The organism is Prosthecobacter sp. (assembly GCF_044373815.1).
GTDB lineage: Bacteria > Verrucomicrobiota > Verrucomicrobiia > Verrucomicrobiales > Verrucomicrobiaceae > Prosthecobacter.
In genome coordinates this window covers 1-17,209 of record NZ_JBIPNG010000094.1, presented here as the reverse complement: position 1 = coordinate 17,209, position 17,209 = coordinate 1, and the positions used below count along the sequence as shown (strand labels likewise).

Genomic DNA, 17,209 nt, shown 5'->3' with positions numbered 1-17,209 from the left:
TCCATCGGTGGGCCAGCCGAATGCGCCATGCCGCCGCGCTGCGACTACGACCTCTGGGCCGGACCTGCGGCGATGCCGAAACTCAACCGGCCCAAGTTTCACTACGACTGGCATTGGTTCTGGAACACCGGCAGCGGCGAGATCGGCAACAACAACGTTCACTCGCTCGACATCTGCCGCTGGGGCCTGGGTGTGACCGGTCTTGGCCGCAGCGTGTTGAGCTACGGTGGCCGTCTCGGTTACACCGACGTGGCCGAAACACCGAACTCGCAGGTCGGCATCTTTGATTTTGGCGACAAGACGATCATCTCGGAAACACGTGGCCTTAAATCCGCGCCATTTCATCCCACGATCAAATCCATGTGGTTTTTCTACGGCAGCGAAGGCATCATTGCCGACACGAACCTCTACGATCCGAAAGGCAATCTCGTCCGCGCCTTCGAGGGCAAATCCGAGAACCATTTCGCCAATTTCCTCAATGCCGTGCGCAGCCGCAAGCAGGGCGATCTGAAAGCGGAGATCGAGGAGGGCCATCAAAGCAGCGCGCTCTGCCACATCGCCAATATCTCGTATCGGCTCGGCTCCCAGACTTCGGTGAACGATATCGCGAAGAGCCTCGGCGAAATCAAGGTCCACGACGACGTGCAGGAGACGCTCGAGCGCACCCGCCACTATCTCAGCGATGCGGGTGTCGATCTGGACAAGACAAAACTCACTCTCGGCAAGTATCTCCGCATGGATGGCGGCAAGGAATCCTTCCTCGACAACGCCCCTGCCAACGACCTCCTCGGCCGTGAGTATCGCGCGCCCTTCCTGCTGCCAAAGGAGTCGGAGATCTGATTTATGCGGCCTCTCCTGCTTTTCCTGATCGGGTTCATCAGCCTGAAGATTTCTGCTGCCGAGATCGACTGGGTGCTTGAATCCAAAGCAGCCTGGCAGGCGCGGGATTCGCAGGCGGAGTGGGTGTTCAAAGATCAGCTTTGGATCGGCGGCGGCTGGTTTCAATCGTTCGAGGAACCGCCTCGGGATGTCTGGGCCTCCAGCGATGGCAAAGCATGGAAATTGATCGCACCGAATGCTCCGTGGCTGCATAGCGATCTCGCGATGAGCCTCACCTTTCATGACCGGATGTGGATCATGGGAGGATGGCACAAAGGTCGTCTGCCGGGTCATTCAGCGAGTAATCAAGTTTGGTCATCCACTGATGGCGCGAAGTGGGATCAAGCCACGGCGGTTGCAAGCTGGACTCCACGGCTTGCTGCGGGTCTGGTGGAGCATCGCGGCCGAATGTGGATGCTCGGCGGCACTGAGAACTACTACTTTGGCGATGATGCGAGCCTGAAGAACGATGTGTGGTCGTCTGCGGATGGCAAAGAATGGAAGCTCGAGACGGTAAAGGCGGCGTGGTCGCCGCGTGCGTACCACCAGGCTTTGGTGCTGAACGACAAAATCTACGTGTTCGGCGGTGGCAACTACGTGCCGGGCTACCACGCGAAGAACGACGTGTGGTCATCCAGCGATGGAGTGAACTGGACCTGCGAAACCGAATCAGCACCCTGGGCACCACGGCTGTGGTTCAGCGCGACTGTTTATCGTGGGCGCATGTGGGTGCTCGGTGGCTGGTCGAAGGAAAAAGATAACTTTGGCGATGTCTGGCACAGTGCGGATGGTAAAAACTGGAAGCGTCTGGAAACGAAGACCTCATGGAAGGCACGGCATGAGCACTCGGTTTTCGTGTTTCAGGACAAACTCTGGCTCGCGGGCGGGCACGCGCGCCCCCTTTCGAATGAAGTGTGGTCGCTAAGTCTGCCGGTGGATTGGAAGCCATGACAAAACCGGCTCTTCAGCGCTGTATAGGATTGATGCGCTCGTTTTTCCTCGCTCTCTTTGCCGTTGCCACTCTTCATGCTGCGGACACGCCCCAGGCTCCTTTGATGGCGGGCGCTGCCACCAGCAACATCACGCCGGATCTCGGCGGCGAGGTCGTGGGAGGATTCCTGCCCTTCCCATGCACGAACATTCATGATGAGCTGCACGCACGCTGCCTCGTGCTTGACGACGGTAAAACAAAGCTCGCCCTCGTCGTGTGTGATCTGCTTGGAATCCACCGCAGCGTTTGTGTTGCTGCACGGGAGCTGATTGAAAAAGAAACCGGCATCCCTGCAGCCAATGTGGTGATCTCCGGTACGCATACCCATTCGGCGGTGAATGCCCTGGGTGGTCCGGTTCGGGGTTATTTTTCGGATCTGGAACTCACGGACTACCAAAAGTTTGTCGTCCGCCGCATCGCAGACGGAGTGCGGCGTGCGTTCTATCTGCTGCGTCCGGCGGAGATCGCCTTTGGTACGGTGGCGGTGCCGGAGCATGTGCACATTCGCCGCTGGTTCCTTCAGGAGGGCAAAATGCCTCCCAATCCCTTCGGCAAAATCGACAAGGTGAAGATGAACCCCGGCGCAGGCAATCCCGCACTTGTCGAGCCTGCGGGCGAGCCCGATCCCATCGTCTCATTCATCGCCCTGCGCGAGCCCGGCGGGCGGCTCATTTCGGTCTATTCGGCATATTCCCTGCATTATGTTGGCGGCGTGAATGGCGCGGACATATCCGCAGACTACTACGGCATGTATTGTGAGGCGCTCAAGCGCCTGCAAAGCGGCGGCAGTGATGATCCGCCCTTTGTCGCGATGATGGCAAACGGTACCAGCGGTGACGCCAACAACATCAACTTCCGCAACCCACAGCCCCGCAAAAAGCCCTATGAGCAGATGCGCTATGTCGCAGAGGATGTCGCGGCAAAAGTAAACACCGCCCTGGCCGGTGTGACCTGGCAAAACAGCGCCCCTCTCGCCGCCCGCTATCGCGAGCTCGACATCGCCTGGCGCAAGATCGATCCCGAACTCATCTCCTGGGCCAAAGAAACCGAGGCCAAAACTCCCCGCATCCAGGGCAAGGCCGATCTGCCTCTCGCATATGCCGGGCGCATTCAGCGCCTCGCACAGGCCAGCCCTGCCACCAAGTCCCCCGTGCAGATCCTCCGCATCGGGGACATCTGCATCGGCACGACTCCGACGGAAACCTTCGCCGAAACCGGTGTCGAATTCCGCAAGCGCAGCCCCTTTGCCAAATCCTTCATGGTCGAGCTGGCAAACGGCTACTACGGCTACATGCCCACCCCGCGTCACTTTGAACTCGGCGGCTACGAAACATGGCCCGGCACGAACAACCTGGAACCTCAGGCATCCGTGAAAATGATGGACGCCCTGCTGGAGATGGCTGCGGAGCTCAAATAGCAGACTCAGGCCAGGGGCAGGTCCGCATGCACCTGGCAGTACTCGTCATGCACGGCACGCACAGCTTCTGCCTCAGGATGCGTGACCCTGCTGCCGAGAGTCTCGATGAACCGGCATGATGCGTATCGGGGCGCATGCTTCTCATAGGCTTCAATCCACCGCTGCCGAAGAGGAACATGCTCCGCAGGAAACGGCCATTTGGATTTGGGCAGGCTGAGCGGTAGCCGGTATTTCATGCGCCAGTATTTTGGACTGACCCGCGCACGGAAGCAGCCCTGAACGGCGCAGAGCCGCATGAAAACCTTGTCCGTGTTCAGTTCTTCAAACGCTTTCTGGCAAGACTCTTCTGCAGGCTCAAAGACCTCATGCATGGCCAGCAGCCGGTAACCGGCGGGCGTCTCATAAACGCGCAGGTGCCAGAGCGGATGTGCGGCTGAAAAGGCGCGGATGATGCCCAGCGCCCGCTCCTTTTCTCCCGCTTCCGCAGCAGAACGACGCTTCGCATTGATCCTGTCGATGATCCACGACGTCAGCCATGGCAGGCCTATGACCAGCACAAATCCAGTCAGCACCGACTTTAACAAGACGCCCGCAGCCACACCGGTGACAACCATCAGCAGGCATCCCCGCAGATTCATGCGCAATGAAGGATGCCACTCAGCATCCACATCGGCAAAGAACACATCGGCGGCGTTCAAACACAGTGAGCCATAGCTGTTGCGCGTGATCACCGTGTTTCCATGCCGCGACACCACTTCTTCACGAATGGGCACCCCATCAGCGCAGTCATAGGCCGCTTTGGGTTCCCGGCGGCGGAGTGATTCGCCCGACAGGATTCGATTCATCGCCTCCTGCGCTCGTTGATCAGCTAGCTCTTGCGCATCCGCCTGACTGAGGTCCGACCAGCCCCATCGCCGCACCGTGATCTGGCGCTCAGGCAGTTTGTTTTGCAGGCGCGCTTCGGCCCAGAAGTATGGAATGAGCATGCATTTAGCGTGGGACGGGGGCGTTACGTTGTCAAAAGACAGCTTGGAGAGGTGAATGATTGTGATGGGCAGTCGATGAAGGTGGCTAATATGGGTGCACGGATCACGTATGAAATGCCCATGAAACTTTTTTGCCTCACGCTTTTGCTGCTGCCTCTGACAACCTCCGCCGCATGGCTGGCGGGAGCGGCCAAAGCGGACATCACTCCCACGGAATCGGTGCCCCTTGCAGGGTATGGCGGCAAGACCCGCATGTCGCAGCGAGTGGAGCATCCCATCTGGCTGAAGGCGCTCGCGCTGAAGGATGACTCGGGCACGACGTCAGTGCTGGTAACGGCAGACTTGGTGGGACTGAGCGATAAGATGGTCTCCATCATCGCGAAGACTGCTCTGGAAAAGCATGGCATCCCAAGAGAGCGGCTGATCTTGAACACCTCGCACAATCACTCCTGCCCGGTGACGGCGGATGTGCTGTGGTTGTATTATGAATTCACACCGGAAGAGGCAGCGGTGAAGGATCGCTACACGGCGATGGTATACGCCAAGTATGAGGAAGTGATTGGAAAAGCCATCGCAAACCTCGCGCCGGCGGAGTTGGCGTTTGATCAAGGTCTCGCTGGTGTTGCGGTGAACCGTCGGCGCTCACGCGGCCCGGAGAGCCGCGCGCTTGGCGGGCAGGTGGATCAGGATGTGCCGGTGATCACCGTGAAGGCAGGCAATGATCTCAAGGCCATCGTCTTTGGCTATTCCTGCCACACGACAGCGCTCGGAGGCCTCAGCATCAATGGCGACTACGCAGGCTTCGCGCAGCTTGAGTTGGAAAAGTCGTTCCCTAGTTCGGCGGCGATGTTTGTGCAAAACTGCGGTGGCGATGCGAATCCACTCCCACGCATTCGCGGCAAGGATGTCGAAGCGATCGAACTCGCGAGGATGTATGGCAAGGTGTTGGCCGAGGCAGTGCGTCAAGTGATCGCCACCAAGATGCCGCCACTCAACGGGCCGATTCATGCGGCGGTGGGCGAGACGGAGCTGTCGCTGCAACCCGGCATTCCGCTCGAAGAACTCAAGCAACGCCTCCCCAACCTCACCGGCATGCCAAAACGCGAGTTCGAGCACTTCATCCGCCAGTACGAGACACTCGGTTCGCCGCCGGATCGTGTGAAGTATCCGGTTCAAGTCTGGCGCATCGGCACGGACTTTCAGTTCATCGCACTGACCGGTGAGACGGTGGTGGACTACTCACTCAAATTCAAAGCCGCCTACGGCTGGAACAGCACCTGGGTCTGCGGCTACAACAACGATCTCACGAGCTATGTGCCCAGCCTGCGAGTGCTCAAAGAAGGCGGCTATGAAGGAATTACAGGCATGTTTGAATACGGCCATCGTGCGCCTTACACCGAGACCGTGGAGGAGCGTATCACAGCCAAGGTCGAGGAATTGATGAAGCAGACGAAGTGACTACTTTCCCACGACCGGTGCCGTCTGCTCTGGCGTTACCCGGCCGCCAGGCAGTTCCAGAATTCGGATGTTTCTGAAATGAATCTCCGCACCTTCGGATTCAAGGCAGAGGTACCCTTTACGCACCGTGGACTGGCTGATGCCATTCACAAACTTGCCGTTGATCGAGAGTTTCACCGAGCCATCCACACACACAACATCGTAGGTGTTCCATTCGCCTTTGCCCTTGCAGCGCATTTCCCAGGACATGCTTCTTTTGCCACGCGGATTGTCCGGGATGCTTTCGAGTCCATTCGCGCCAAATAGTTCACCTGAGACGTAGCCGGGATTGTTCGGTAGCCCGTCTTTGCCGGGATGCAGCTTCGGCCATTCGAGTTCGAGCATCTGCACCTCCATGCCTTTGGGCAGTTCTTTTCCGGGCGCTGCCGTCCCTTCGCTCCAGACAAACACCCCAGAATTTCCTCCCGCCTCCATGTGCATCCATTCGATGTGCAGGATGAAGTTTTCATACTGCTTCGCACTGCGCATCACACCGATGGGCTTGCCTTTGCAAACGAGCATGCCGTCTTTGACGCCCCAGGTTTCAGGGCTGGTGTTCACATCTACCCAGCCGGTGAGATCCTTGCCGTTGAAGAGATCGCGCCACTGCGGGGCGTCCTCTGCGAGCAAGGTAGTGCCAAAGATTAAGCTTAGAAGAATGTGTTTCATGGAGTGATCCTTACAGCGCGTCCAGGACGGGCTTCTTTCACGAGTTTGCCATCACACACGACGGGAACACCATTCACGATGACATGGGGAATACCGGCGGAAGGTGCCGTTGGGGACTCAAAGGTTGCACTGTCGATCACGGTCGCCGGATCAAAGACGGTGATGTCCGCGTCGGCACCCAGGGCGATGCGGCCTTTTCCTTTCATCATCGGAACGTATCTTTCAAGACGCCGGGCGGGCAGGATCGTCATCTTGGAGAGTGCTTCCATCAGCGGCAGCAGCTTTTTCTCGCGCGAGTAATGGCCCAGCACGCGGGAGAAGGTTCCCGCGCCGCGGGGATGGCCTTTGCCATCAATGAAGGGAACGCCGTCGCTCGCGATCATCACCCCGGGATGTGCGATGGCCATCTCCACATTTTCATCCTTCATCATGTAGATGATCACCCAGCCGCCTTGCTTGCGGTAGCGCTCGAAACTCTCCTGCGTGAGCCGTTCACCTGTCGTGGCCCAGGCGAGATCGGGGTAGTCAATCTTGAGATTGCCCTGCCAGCCGGGATTGAACATCGCGGACTCCAGCACCGTGGATGCGGCGGTGTAGGGGTACACTTCGGTGCTGATGTCCATGCCTGCGGCCTTGCTGGCATCGATGAGTTTTAAAACTTCCCTCATGTCGCCGATGGCGCTGCTGCCGACATGCACGATGTGCAACGTAGCGCCGGTCGTTTTTGCGGCGGTGATCGCCTCCTGAATTGCGGCGATGCCAAAGGCGCGCGTATGCACAAACGCGGGCACCTTGCGCTTGGCTGCGATGCGAAACATGGCCTCGATCTCGCTCGGTGCGGCGGCAGGCGTGTAGTTGATGCCAAAGCCAATGCCCAGAGCGCCCTCATCGAGTCCACGGTGTATCGCAGCGCCCATGAGTTCCAATTCCTTGTCTGTCGCCCCCTTGTTCGCTCCATCAGGCTTCGCGCCGAGTCCCGCGATCTTTGCGCGGTTGACCGCCCAGTGTCCGATCTTCAGTCCAGGATGAAATGCGGCAAAGCGTGTGGCGATGTGGCCCACCGTGGCTCCGTAGTTCAGCGGTGCCGTGCCTTCCATCGAACGGTACCACGCGGCCACCGGATACACTCCCGCTTCCAGGTCGAGCGCTGTGGTGACGCCATCACAAGCTTTGATCTGCATATCACTCGTGGTCTGCCCATGGGCATGGAGGTCGATGAAGCCAGGCGCGACGACATGACCCTTCACATTCAGCGTTTCATTACCGGTAAGCGGTGTTTCGGAGATCGCGGCGATCTTGCCCGCACGAACGCCAATATGACGGACCGCGTCCAAATTTGTCGCCGGGTCCATTAAACGGCCATTATTGAGTACGAGGTCGTATTCTTCCGCGAAACAGTGGCTGGTATGAAAAAACAACAGGAAGAGCAAAAACGACTTCATGAACTTGAAACGGCATGCCGGGTTGATTTCTTCGTTGGGTGAGACGCTCACGGCGGCTGTTATTTATGATGTCTATGGGGAGCGTTGGCGTTCTAAGCAGGACTTCCGCATGGTGATTGGGCTTTCCAAAAATTCGAACATGGCCGCCGGATGGCTGTCTCATCCTTCACCCCCGGGCACGCCAAAAGTCGAGCCCAACCTAAAATGACCGACCTCCGTTTATTCTTGCTGGCCGCGCTATGCGCGGGTTGTGCTTCCTGCCAAAGTGTTTCCAACGTCGCGCCTCGAAAGCTGGTGAGTCTGCGTTCTGGCAGCACCATTAGCAATGTGAAGACGACCGCTTACACCCAAAGTGAAAGCGATCACATCGTTTACGGTGCCAAGAGCGCCGTCGGCAATACCCTCAAGTTTGGTGCTGTGCGCAGCGCCGCTGCTGACTGGTCCGTTTACCCTGTGGGAACGGAGTTCAAGATCGAAGGAGAGCCCTATCTGTATCAAGTAGATGATTACGGCTCAGCTCTCGTCGGCACCGGAACCATCGATCTCTACCGCCCGTCCAAGGCATCGATGAACCAATGGGGGGCGCGTAACGTAAACATCAAAGTGCTCAAATGGGGCTCGTTTGACCAGAGTCTTGCGATCATGAAGCCTCGTGAGGGAATCAAGCCCCACATCCGGCAGATGGTCAGTGCGATCGAAACGCGACGCCCGCCGGATTCTTAACGGCTGCGAAATCGCTGTGCATCACACCAGTTCTGCCAACACCTTGCCACCTTCGGCCACGATGGGACGCGGGCGGCCCTGAGGATCGATCCAGTTGGTGTTTTGTTCGATGCCGAGGTGGTGAAACACCGTGGCCGCAAGATCTCCCGGTGCGACTCGGCGGGTCTCGATCTCTCCGCCATGTTTGTCCGTGCTGCCGATGACCTGTCCATGGCGCAGACCGCCGCCGGCCATGACCATGGACATCACGCGCGGCCAGTGATCGCGCCCGGCATTCTTGTTGATCACGGGACTGCGGCCAAACTCGCCCATCATCAAAATCAACGTGCTGTCGAGCAGCCCCCGGTCTTCAAGATCGGTGACGATGGCGTGCAAGGTGCGGTCCACGCTGGGCAGCAGTGGGGTGAGACCTTTCTTGATGCCGCCCCACTTCACTTCATCACCATGATGATCAAAGTAACCCCAGGCACCGCTGACGGTCACAAAGGTGGAACCAGCCTCAATGAGCCGGCGTGCGAGCAGAGCCTTCTCGCCGAGACTGTCACGACCGTATTTGTCCCGCATGGCGGATGATTCTTCATCCAGATTGAGTGCTTGCTGCGCGCTGCCGGTCATGAGCACCTCATAGGCCTGCTGCGTGAAATGATCCGCTGATGCGATGGATTCATTCGCACCGATACCACGCTTCCATTGGTCCATTTGCTCAGCAAGATCACGGCGGCTGCCGAGCCGTTCGATGCTGAGACCTTCGACCAGTTTGAGGCGGCCAGACAAATCCTTGCCGCTGACTGGATTGAAAGCATTGCCCATGTGGCCCGCGCCCCAGATGTCGGCGGGAAGTGAATCCGCGAGAGCCACATACCCAGGAATTCCCGGGGCATTGGCCCCTCGAAACTTTGCGGCGATGGAACCCATGGATGGATAGCCGCCGCCATCACGACCATCATTCGTGCGCCGTGCCAGCGGATTGCAGGCCTGCATGGTGATGGGGGTGTGATCGCTGGCACTGCAATCGACCGAGCGAATCAGCGTGAGCCGGTCCATGATCTTCGCGGTCAGCGGCAGATGCTCGCACACATGGATGCCCGGAACTTTGGTCGGGATGTGGCCAAAGGGGCCGCGAATCTCGCTCGGCGCATCGGGTTTGGGGTCCCACATGTCGATGTGGCTCGGACCGCCCGAGAGCCAAAAAAGAACCACATTCGTCTTTCGCGTGGCCTGTGCCGCCGCTGCGGCGAAGGCCTTCTGCTGGAACAGGGATGGGACTGAAATGCCGGCCAGTCCCGCCAGTCCGGTCTGCAAAAAGCCGCGGCGGGTCGAGCCGATGCGGAGTAAATCGCCGCCTACAGGGCTGAAAGCCTGCGGAATGCTCGGTGAGGGAGTGGCAGTGGTTTTCATGTATGGGAGGGCAGAGGGCTGAAGAACCTACGTCGCGAGACGGTTGGCCTTGCTTCGGCCGGGCAAATCGTTCCAGCGGGGGAGGGGCGGAAACAGCGCCTGCAGCCCGCAATGGTGAGTTTCCGTTTGAGCCGCCCCCGCTTTCGGGCTAGGCAACCGGCCATCCATTTTCCATGAGCAGCCCCTCCGCACACACTTACAAAGAAGCCGGCGTCGATATTCACGAAGCAGCATCGCTGGTCGATGACATCGGCGTGCTGGTGCGGCGCACCCAGCAGAAGCGGAAGCTGGCAAATCCCTTTGGTCTGTTCGCCGCCGCCTACGACCTCAGCGGCTACAAGCATCCCATGATTCTCACGGGCTGTGACGGGGTCGGCACGAAGATCGAGCTACTGCTCAAACACGATCAGCTCGAAGCCGCCGGCAAAGACCTCGTGGCCATGAATGTGAACGACGTGCTCACAACCGGGGCTGATCCCATCATGTTCCTCGATTACGTGGGCATCCCGAAGATTCAGAAGACGCAGATCACCCGGATTATCGCCGGCATGACCGAATACTTGGAGGCTTGCAATTGCATTCTCGCCGGCGGTGAGACGGCCGAGATGCCCGGCATGGTGCCCGAGGGCATGGTGGAGCTGAGTGGCTTCGCTATCGGTGCCTGCGAAAAAGAAGATATGCTCGATCCCGGCACCATCGCCGCCGGTGACGTGCTCATCGGCTGGCCTAGTGCAGGTTTCCACGCAAATGGCTTCAGCCTCGTTCGACGCATCATCGAAAAGGAGAACATCCAGTTCAGCGAGGACGAGATGCGTACTCTGCTGCTGCCCACCCTTCTCTATCATGAGCAGACGGCTGCTCTCAAAGCCGCGGGCATCCGTCCGAAGGCCATGGCCCACATCACCGGTGGTGGTCTGCCGGAAAACCTCGGCCGCATGTTCCTGAAGCGTGGTCTGGGTGCAAATCTCCGTATTCCATTCTGGCAGAACGATGTAGTGCAAAAGGTGCTGCGCCATGCGGACCAGAAAGACGCCATCGACACCTTCAACATGGGCCTCGGCTGGGTCGCCATCGTCTCATCGGCAGATGTCGACAAAGCCCTTACCTGCGGCAAAGACGCCAAAATCATCGGCGAGATGGACACCAGCGCCCAGGTCAGCGTGGAGATAGTCTGAAAGATTCCGCCTTTTTGGCAGTGAAGGGAGGCTCCATGAACCGCCTCCTTCCTGCCCTTGCATTCCTCTTCGTCCTGCTGAGCGCCACCGCTCAGCAGCCTGCGCCCGCCGCCAAGGCCAAACGTGCCCCAAATCCGGCCATGGACCCGATTCAGGATGTTGCGGGCTTGCCACGGGTTCTGCTGATCGGCGATTCCATTTCAATCGGTTACACGCTGCCCGTGCGGAAATTGCTGGAGGGCAAGGCCAACGTCCATCGCATCCCCACGAACGGCGGTCCGACCAAAAACGGCGTCGCCAACATCGCCAAATGGCTCGGCACCAGCAAATGGGACGTGATTCACTTCAACTGGGGCATCCACGACCTCAAATACATGCCCGATGGCAAACGCCAGGTCGAACCCACTGACTACGAGGCCAATCTGCGCAGTCTCGTTGCCACCCTGAAGAAGACCGAGGCCAAATTAATCTGGGCCACGACTACCCCGATTCCTGAGGGCGAGCTCAATCCACCACGCAAATTCGGCCAAGTGAAGGAATACAACGACATCGCCGCTCGGGTGATGGCGGAAAATGGCGTCGCCATCGACGACCTGCACGCCCACATCACTCCTCAGCTCGCCAAGATGCAGAATCCGCGAGACGTGCACTACACCTCTGCTGGCAGCGATTATCTGGCCAAACAGGTCGCCGAGGAGATCGGCAAGGCTCTGGCCAAGTGAGGAGGGCGGGTGGTTTGCCCATTCCACACCGCGTGATTTTTTGTCAGCGCCTGCGGTAAATTTCAGTGCATCATGGTCAGGCTGCATTCGGCCACGCGGCAGAACCAACCCACACCTGTCATGAATACCCTGTTTCGCCGCTGCTTGTTTGTCATGGTGCTCATGGCCTTGGCAAGCTCCCCGCTGCTCAAAGCTGCCGAGACTGCACCGGACAAACTGCTGCGTGAATCCATGCTGCTGCCCGGCGTTTCTTTGTCGGAAGGCATCTCCGAAATCACCGGCGTCGCCATCAGCCCGCTGCTGGGAGTCAGCGCCATGGGCGTGTGGACCTTCTACAAGACCGAGCCTCATTTGCGCCATCGCCTGCCCTGGTACTGCCACCCGGGAGTCTGGGGCACAGGGCTGGCGCTGATCCTCATCTGCTTTCTCAAAGACTTCCTCGGCACCGCCGCTCCACCGCTGGTCAAAAAGCCGCTCGATTTCCTCGAACTGTTTGAAAACAAAGTGAGCGCACTCGTCGCCAGCGTCGGTTTCGTGCCTCTCGTGGCCCTCGCCATGGCTCACTTCAACAAGGAGCCGCCGCAGGCCATGAATGAGTTGGCGGGCTCCGGATTGGCCGTGATGCCGCTGGCCAGCGTGATCGACTTTGGCGTCCACACACCCTGGATTTCCATCCCCGTCGCCATCGTGGCCTTCGGAGTGGTCTGGCTCAGTTCGCACGCCCTCAATGTCCTCATCGCTCTCTCTCCCTTTGGCATCGTCGATGCGGGCCTCAAAATCGTCAAACTTGGCCTCATCGCCCTGGTAGCCGGTAGCACAATGATTCATCCCTATGCCGGTGCGGCGGTCTCCCTTCTGCTGATTCTCATCGGCCTGCTCTTCGCAGGCTGGTCGTTTCGCCTCACTCTTTTCGGCACCCTCATGGGCAGCGATTTTCTGCTCAACAAACGCGCCACCGCCACTGATGTGGAAACCGGCGTGAAAGGTTTCCTGGCACGCCGCACCGAGGGCGTGCCCGTGCGCACCCTGGTCAGGCTGAAACAGGATCCCGCAGGCTGCGCCGTTCTCACCTATCACCCGTGGCTGGTATTGCCTGAGCGCCGCATTGCTCTGGCAGACGCAAACATGGTCATCTGCAAAGGACTGCTGCATCCCTCGCTGGCTCACCGCCCTGTTTCAGAGTCAGCTGCGGTTCGCAGCACTCTCATTCTGTTGCCGCGTTACCGCAGGCTGGAAGACACGATCGCCCGGCACTTCGGCTGCCAGGAAGTCATGGATGGGGCGCTCCTGCGAGGCTTCAAGGCCATGCGTCTGTGGCTCGTGGAGATGCTGTCCTCCGGAAGAAAACTCGTGGAAATGCACCAAGGATGAACCGTCGCGGGGTTGCGCAGGCGTGAATCCCGCCTATTTACGCCGCCCGCTTATGCACAGCTTCCGCTACCACCAAGGCCAGTTATTCGCCGAAAACGTCCCCCTTCAGTCCCTTGCCGAGAAATACGGCACGCCGCTCTATGTCTATTCCAAGAGCACCATCGCCGGACATTACACCCGTCTGGACGCTGCTCTGGCCAAGCTGGATCACCTGATCTGCTTTGCAGTGAAGGCAAATTCGAATCTCGCTGTGCTCAACACCATCGCCAAACTCGGCGGCGGCTTTGACATCGTCTCGGCCGGCGAACTCTACCGCGTCATCAAGGCCGGTGGCGATCCCGCCAAATGCACCTTTGCCGGCGTCGGCAAAACCCGCGACGAAATCGAGTACGCCCTCAAGCAGGGCATCTACTGCTTCAACGCCGAATCCGAGGCGGAACTGCATTACATCAACCAGGTCGCCGGCGAGCTAGGCATGCAGGCCCCCGTTGCCGTCCGCGTGAATCCGAATGTGGATGCGAAAACGCACGCCAAGATCACCACCGGCAAGAGCGAAAACAAGTTCGGCATCGATTTCGATCAGATCATCGACGTCTATGCCCGCGTGGCCGCCGACTGTCCGAATCTGATCATCAAAGGTCTGCAGATGCACATCGGATCACAGCTCACCAATGTGGATCCTTTCCTGGAAGCCGTGCAGAAGGTCATCCCGCTCGTGACTCAGGTGAAAAAGAGCTACGGCATCGAGTTCTTCAGCATCGGCGGTGGCATCGGCATCAACTACAAGCAGAGCCTCGACTCCGGTGACTCGGCCTGGTGGCAGGAAAATGCCGAAGTCCATCCGCTCACCATTCAGGCTTACGCCGAAGCCGTGGTGCCGCACCTCGAACCGCTGGGGCTACGCATTCTTTGCGAACCCGGCCGCTTCATGGTCGGCAACGCAGGGGTCATGCTCACCAAAGTGCTCTACGAGAAGCGCGGTTCCGCCAAGATCTTCAAGATCGTCGATGCCGGCATGAATGACCTCATCCGTCCGACGCTTTACGAAGGCTGGCATCAGATCGTGCCGCTCAAGCAGCCCGCGAACGCCACCGTTGAGAAAGTCGATGTGGTCGGTCCAATTTGCGAATCCGGCGACTTCCTCGCCCAGAACCGCGAACTCCCTCTCGTCAAAGAGGGCGAATACCTCGCCGTGCTCAGCGCTGGAGCTTATGGTTTCACCATGGCGTCGAACTACAATACACGCCCAATGCCGGCGGAAATCATGGTCGATGATGAGAAGGCCACCGTCGTGCGTGAGCGCCAGACCCTCGAAGACGTCCTCAAAGGCGAGCACATCGCCTGATAACAAAGCTCAGTGAACCGAGAACCGAACTAGATGCACATCGCCGACATCCTCCAAGACCAGCGTCCCACACTCTCATTTGAGTTCTTCCCGCCGAAGAGCGCCGAGGCGTTTGAAGCTTTGTATCAGGCCATCGGCGAACTCGAGGCTTTCAAACCTTCGTTTGTCAGCGTCACCTACGGCGCGGGCGGTTCCACGCGTGAACTCACGCATGATCTCGTCGTGCGCATCAAAACCACCACAAGTCTCGATGCCGTGCCGCACCTCACCTGTGTCTGTCACAGCGAGGCAGACATTGCCGCCATCCTCGAACGCTACGCGAAGGCGGGTGTGAGCAACATCCTCGCACTCGGCGGCGATCCTCCAAAGAATCTCGCCAACTACGAGCGCTCGAAGGACGCCTTCCAGCACGCCGCCGACCTTGTTGCCTTCATCAAGAAGTTCAACGACAGCGGCGCTCATCCCGACAAGCGTGGCTTTGGCATCGGTATCGCCGGATTCCCTGAAGGCCATCCCAGCACGCCGAACCGCGTTCTGGAGATGGATTATCTCAAGGCAAAGGTCGATGCCGGGGCGGACTACATCTGCACGCAGCTGTTCTTCGATAATCACGATTTCTTCGACTTTCGCGAACGCTGCCAGCTGGCCGGGATCAACATCCCGATCATCGCCGGCATCATGCCCATCACCAGCGCTTCCGGCATGCGCCGCATGGCGGAACTCGCCGCCGGTGCACGCTACCCCGCCAAGCTCCTCCGCGCCATCCAGCGCTGCGGTGGTGACGAAGCCGCCGTACAGAAGGTCGGCATCCACTACGCCACCGAGCAGTGCCATGATCTGCTCGATCACGGTGTCGACGGCATTCACTTTTACACCTTGAACAAATCCCACGCTACGCGCGAGATCTATTCAAGCCTTGGCATTCGTGACTCCGCCGCCGTGCGTCCGCATTCATGAGCGAAGAAGCCCCCCTCATCGCCGCTATTGAGGCCGGCGGCACCAAGTTCGTTTGCGCGGTCGGCACCGGCCCTCACGATGTCCGCGACATTACGCGCATTGATACCACCACTCCGGAAGACACTCTCGCCGGAGTGACCCGTTTCCTCTCGATGGCCAAATCGAAGTACGGCTCCATCGCTGCGATCGGCATCGGCTCTTTCGGCCCGATCGACCTCGACAAAAAAAGCGAAACCTACGGATACATCACCACCACGCCAAAACCCGGCTGGCAGTTCACGAACATCGTGTCCAAGCTGCACGACCGCTACCACGTGCCCATCGCCTGGGACACCGACGTGAATGCCGCTGTGCTAGGTGAATACCTCTGGGGTGCCGGGCAGGATACGGATCCGCTCATTTACATCACCGTCGGCACGGGTGTCGGCGGCGGGGTACTGATCAACGGTCAGCTGCTGCACGGTGCGCTGCATCCTGAGATCGGTCATCTCTTGGTGCCACCTCCAAATAACTCTTCCGCGATTCAACAGGCCTGCCACTGCCCGTTTCACAAAAGCTGCGTTGAAGGCTACGTCAGCGGCACCGCTCTCGCCTCTCGTTGGGGTGTTAAAGCCGACGCACTGCCACCCGACCATCCCGCATGGGAAGAGGTGGCCGATGTCATGGCACATGCCCTGATGAACCTCATACTCAGCATTTCGCCCAAACGCATCATTCTTGGTGGTGGCGTCATGAGTCAGGAGCACATCCTTCCGCTCATCCGCGGCCAGCTCCACAGGCTCAACAACGGCTACCTCCGCATCCCCGAGCTCGGCCGCAGCATCGACGACTTCATCGTCTCTCCCGGCCTGGGCGCACGCTCAGGACTGCTCGGTGCGCTGGCGCTCGGGAGATATGAGCTGGACCGGCATCTGAATGGTGCAAACAGCCCTGGATTTCCCCTGATCTGACCAGAGCACCGAGATCCCGACGGGGTGAAAATTTTATGTCGGCTGGGGCCGGTATGATGGTGGGCCAAGAGGGAGCGAAGATACGAATGTCCTTTTAGGGCGAGGGTTCGCATTGAATTCCACCCCGGTTGCAAGACTCGCATGATGAGCGTTGATTCATCTCCATGAAACTACCGCTCGTTCTTGCTGCCATGTTGCTGGGAGCACGTGTATTGGCTCAGCAGCCGGAAACACTGCCAGAGACAGAGCCTTTGATCAAAGACGGTGACATCTCCGAGCAGATGCACGCTGCGGCTCTGGGGGACATGGACCAGTTGATTGCCGACTCGCTGAAGACGCGTGCGCAGCACTGGCACCGCAACGTGTCCTCTCCGCATGCCTATGCGGAGTCGGTCCACGAGAATCGTGAACACTTCAAGCGCATCATCGGCCTCAAGGACAAGCGTGTGCCGGTGGCCTTGGAACGTTACGGGGATGAGACAAACCTGGCGCTGGTGGGCAAGACGAAAACCTATCGCATCTATCAGGTCCGCTGGCCTGTTTTGGAACAAGTCTCGGGAGAAGGCCTGCTGTTGGAACCGAAAGGCAAGCCTCGCGGCTACATCATCGCACTGCCGGATGCGGATCAGACACCGGAGCAGATCGCCGGTCTGACTTCGGGGGTGGCGCCAGAGGCGCAGATCGCCC

At 59.0% G+C, this 17,209-nt stretch carries 15 protein-coding genes and 2 pseudogenes; 13 read left to right on the top strand and 4 right to left on the bottom strand.

Translation table 11 applies throughout. The features are described 5' to 3' along the window. From ACIREA_RS10435 to ACIREA_RS10425, 3 genes and pseudogenes are all read left to right on the top strand, one after another. Positions 1 to 840 (top strand): annotated as a pseudogene (locus ACIREA_RS10435) (gfo/Idh/MocA family oxidoreductase); the annotation flags it as partial. 3 nt (positions 841 to 843) lie between these two features. Next, a complete protein-coding gene (locus ACIREA_RS10430; protein ID WP_397382210.1) occupies positions 844 to 1,830 on the top strand; it encodes a galactose oxidase in 987 nt (328 codons plus the stop codon). Then, on the top strand, positions 1,827 to 3,287 hold the full coding sequence (locus tag ACIREA_RS10425) for a hypothetical protein (RefSeq protein WP_397382209.1): 1,461 nt from the start codon (positions 1,827 to 1,829) through the stop codon (positions 3,285 to 3,287). The genes ACIREA_RS10430 and ACIREA_RS10425 overlap by 4 nt, the downstream gene beginning before the upstream one ends. Before the next feature lie 5 nt (positions 3,288 to 3,292). Here the strand turns inward: ACIREA_RS10425 and ACIREA_RS10420 are convergent, their stop codons facing one another. Then, positions 3,293 to 4,273, bottom strand: a complete 981-nt coding sequence (locus ACIREA_RS10420) for a hypothetical protein (RefSeq protein WP_397382208.1) — start codon at positions 4,271 to 4,273, stop codon at positions 3,293 to 3,295. 120 nt (positions 4,274 to 4,393) lie between these two features. On the opposite strand from ACIREA_RS10420, the gene ACIREA_RS10415 reads away from it, so the two are divergent. Next, positions 4,394 to 5,731, top strand: coding sequence for a hypothetical protein (locus tag ACIREA_RS10415; protein ID WP_397382207.1), 1,338 nt, complete (start codon positions 4,394 to 4,396; stop codon positions 5,729 to 5,731). On the opposite strand, the gene ACIREA_RS10410 is transcribed toward ACIREA_RS10415, so the two are convergent. Both ACIREA_RS10410 and ACIREA_RS10405 read right to left on the bottom strand, forming a co-directional pair. After that, positions 5,732 to 6,439 carry a DUF1080 domain-containing protein gene (locus ACIREA_RS10410; protein ID WP_397382206.1) on the bottom strand — a complete coding sequence of 236 codons (708 nt, stop codon included), beginning with the start codon at positions 6,437 to 6,439 and terminating at the stop codon, positions 5,732 to 5,734. After that, positions 6,436 to 7,881 (bottom strand): amidohydrolase family protein, encoded by a 1,446-nt coding sequence (locus ACIREA_RS10405; RefSeq protein WP_397382205.1) that lies wholly within the window; start codon positions 7,879 to 7,881, stop codon positions 6,436 to 6,438. Before ACIREA_RS10405 ends, ACIREA_RS10410 begins: the two co-directional genes overlap by 4 nt. Between ACIREA_RS10405 and ACIREA_RS10400 the strand changes: the two genes are divergently transcribed. Both ACIREA_RS10400 and ACIREA_RS10395 read left to right on the top strand, forming a co-directional pair. Next, positions 7,880 to 8,089, top strand: a complete 210-nt coding sequence (locus ACIREA_RS10400; protein ID WP_397382204.1) for a hypothetical protein — start codon at positions 7,880 to 7,882, stop codon at positions 8,087 to 8,089. The two genes, ACIREA_RS10405 and ACIREA_RS10400, sit on opposite strands and share 2 nt — an antisense overlap. A 119-nt stretch (positions 8,090 to 8,208) precedes the next feature. Further along, positions 8,209 to 8,604, top strand: a complete 396-nt coding sequence (locus tag ACIREA_RS10395) for a 3D domain-containing protein (RefSeq protein ID WP_397382203.1) — start codon at positions 8,209 to 8,211, stop codon at positions 8,602 to 8,604. Between the two features lie 21 nt (positions 8,605 to 8,625). Here ACIREA_RS10395 and ACIREA_RS10390 read toward each other — a convergent pair whose 3' ends face one another. Further along, positions 8,626 to 10,002, bottom strand: a complete 1,377-nt coding sequence (locus ACIREA_RS10390) for a DUF1501 domain-containing protein (protein WP_397382202.1) — start codon at positions 10,000 to 10,002, stop codon at positions 8,626 to 8,628. Between the two features lie 173 nt (positions 10,003 to 10,175). On the opposite strand from ACIREA_RS10390, the gene purM reads away from it, so the two are divergent. The 7 genes and pseudogenes from purM to ACIREA_RS10355 all read left to right on the top strand — a co-directional run. Beyond that, positions 10,176 to 11,177 (top strand): phosphoribosylformylglycinamidine cyclo-ligase, encoded by a 1,002-nt coding sequence (gene purM, locus ACIREA_RS10385; protein WP_397382201.1) that lies wholly within the window; start codon positions 10,176 to 10,178, stop codon positions 11,175 to 11,177. Between the two features lie 35 nt (positions 11,178 to 11,212). Next, positions 11,213 to 11,899 carry an SGNH/GDSL hydrolase family protein gene (locus tag ACIREA_RS10380; RefSeq protein ID WP_397382200.1) on the top strand — a complete coding sequence of 229 codons (687 nt, stop codon included), beginning with the start codon at positions 11,213 to 11,215 and terminating at the stop codon, positions 11,897 to 11,899. Between the two features lie 120 nt (positions 11,900 to 12,019). After that, on the top strand, positions 12,020 to 13,270 hold the full coding sequence (locus ACIREA_RS10375; RefSeq protein ID WP_397382199.1) for a hypothetical protein: 1,251 nt from the start codon (positions 12,020 to 12,022) through the stop codon (positions 13,268 to 13,270). Positions 13,271 to 13,322: 52 nt separating this feature from the next. Continuing rightward, a complete protein-coding gene (lysA, locus tag ACIREA_RS10370) occupies positions 13,323 to 14,615 on the top strand; it encodes a diaminopimelate decarboxylase (protein ID WP_397382198.1) in 1,293 nt (430 codons plus the stop codon). Between the two features lie 33 nt (positions 14,616 to 14,648). Further along, positions 14,649 to 15,572, top strand: a complete 924-nt coding sequence (gene metF / locus ACIREA_RS10365; protein WP_397382197.1) for a methylenetetrahydrofolate reductase [NAD(P)H] — start codon at positions 14,649 to 14,651, stop codon at positions 15,570 to 15,572. Continuing rightward, positions 15,569 to 16,522, top strand: coding sequence for an ROK family protein (locus ACIREA_RS10360; RefSeq protein ID WP_397382196.1), 954 nt, complete (start codon positions 15,569 to 15,571; stop codon positions 16,520 to 16,522). Before metF ends, ACIREA_RS10360 begins: the two co-directional genes overlap by 4 nt. A gap of 164 nt (positions 16,523 to 16,686) precedes the next feature. Then, a pseudogene (locus ACIREA_RS10355) lies at positions 16,687 to 17,209 on the top strand (hypothetical protein); the annotation flags it as partial.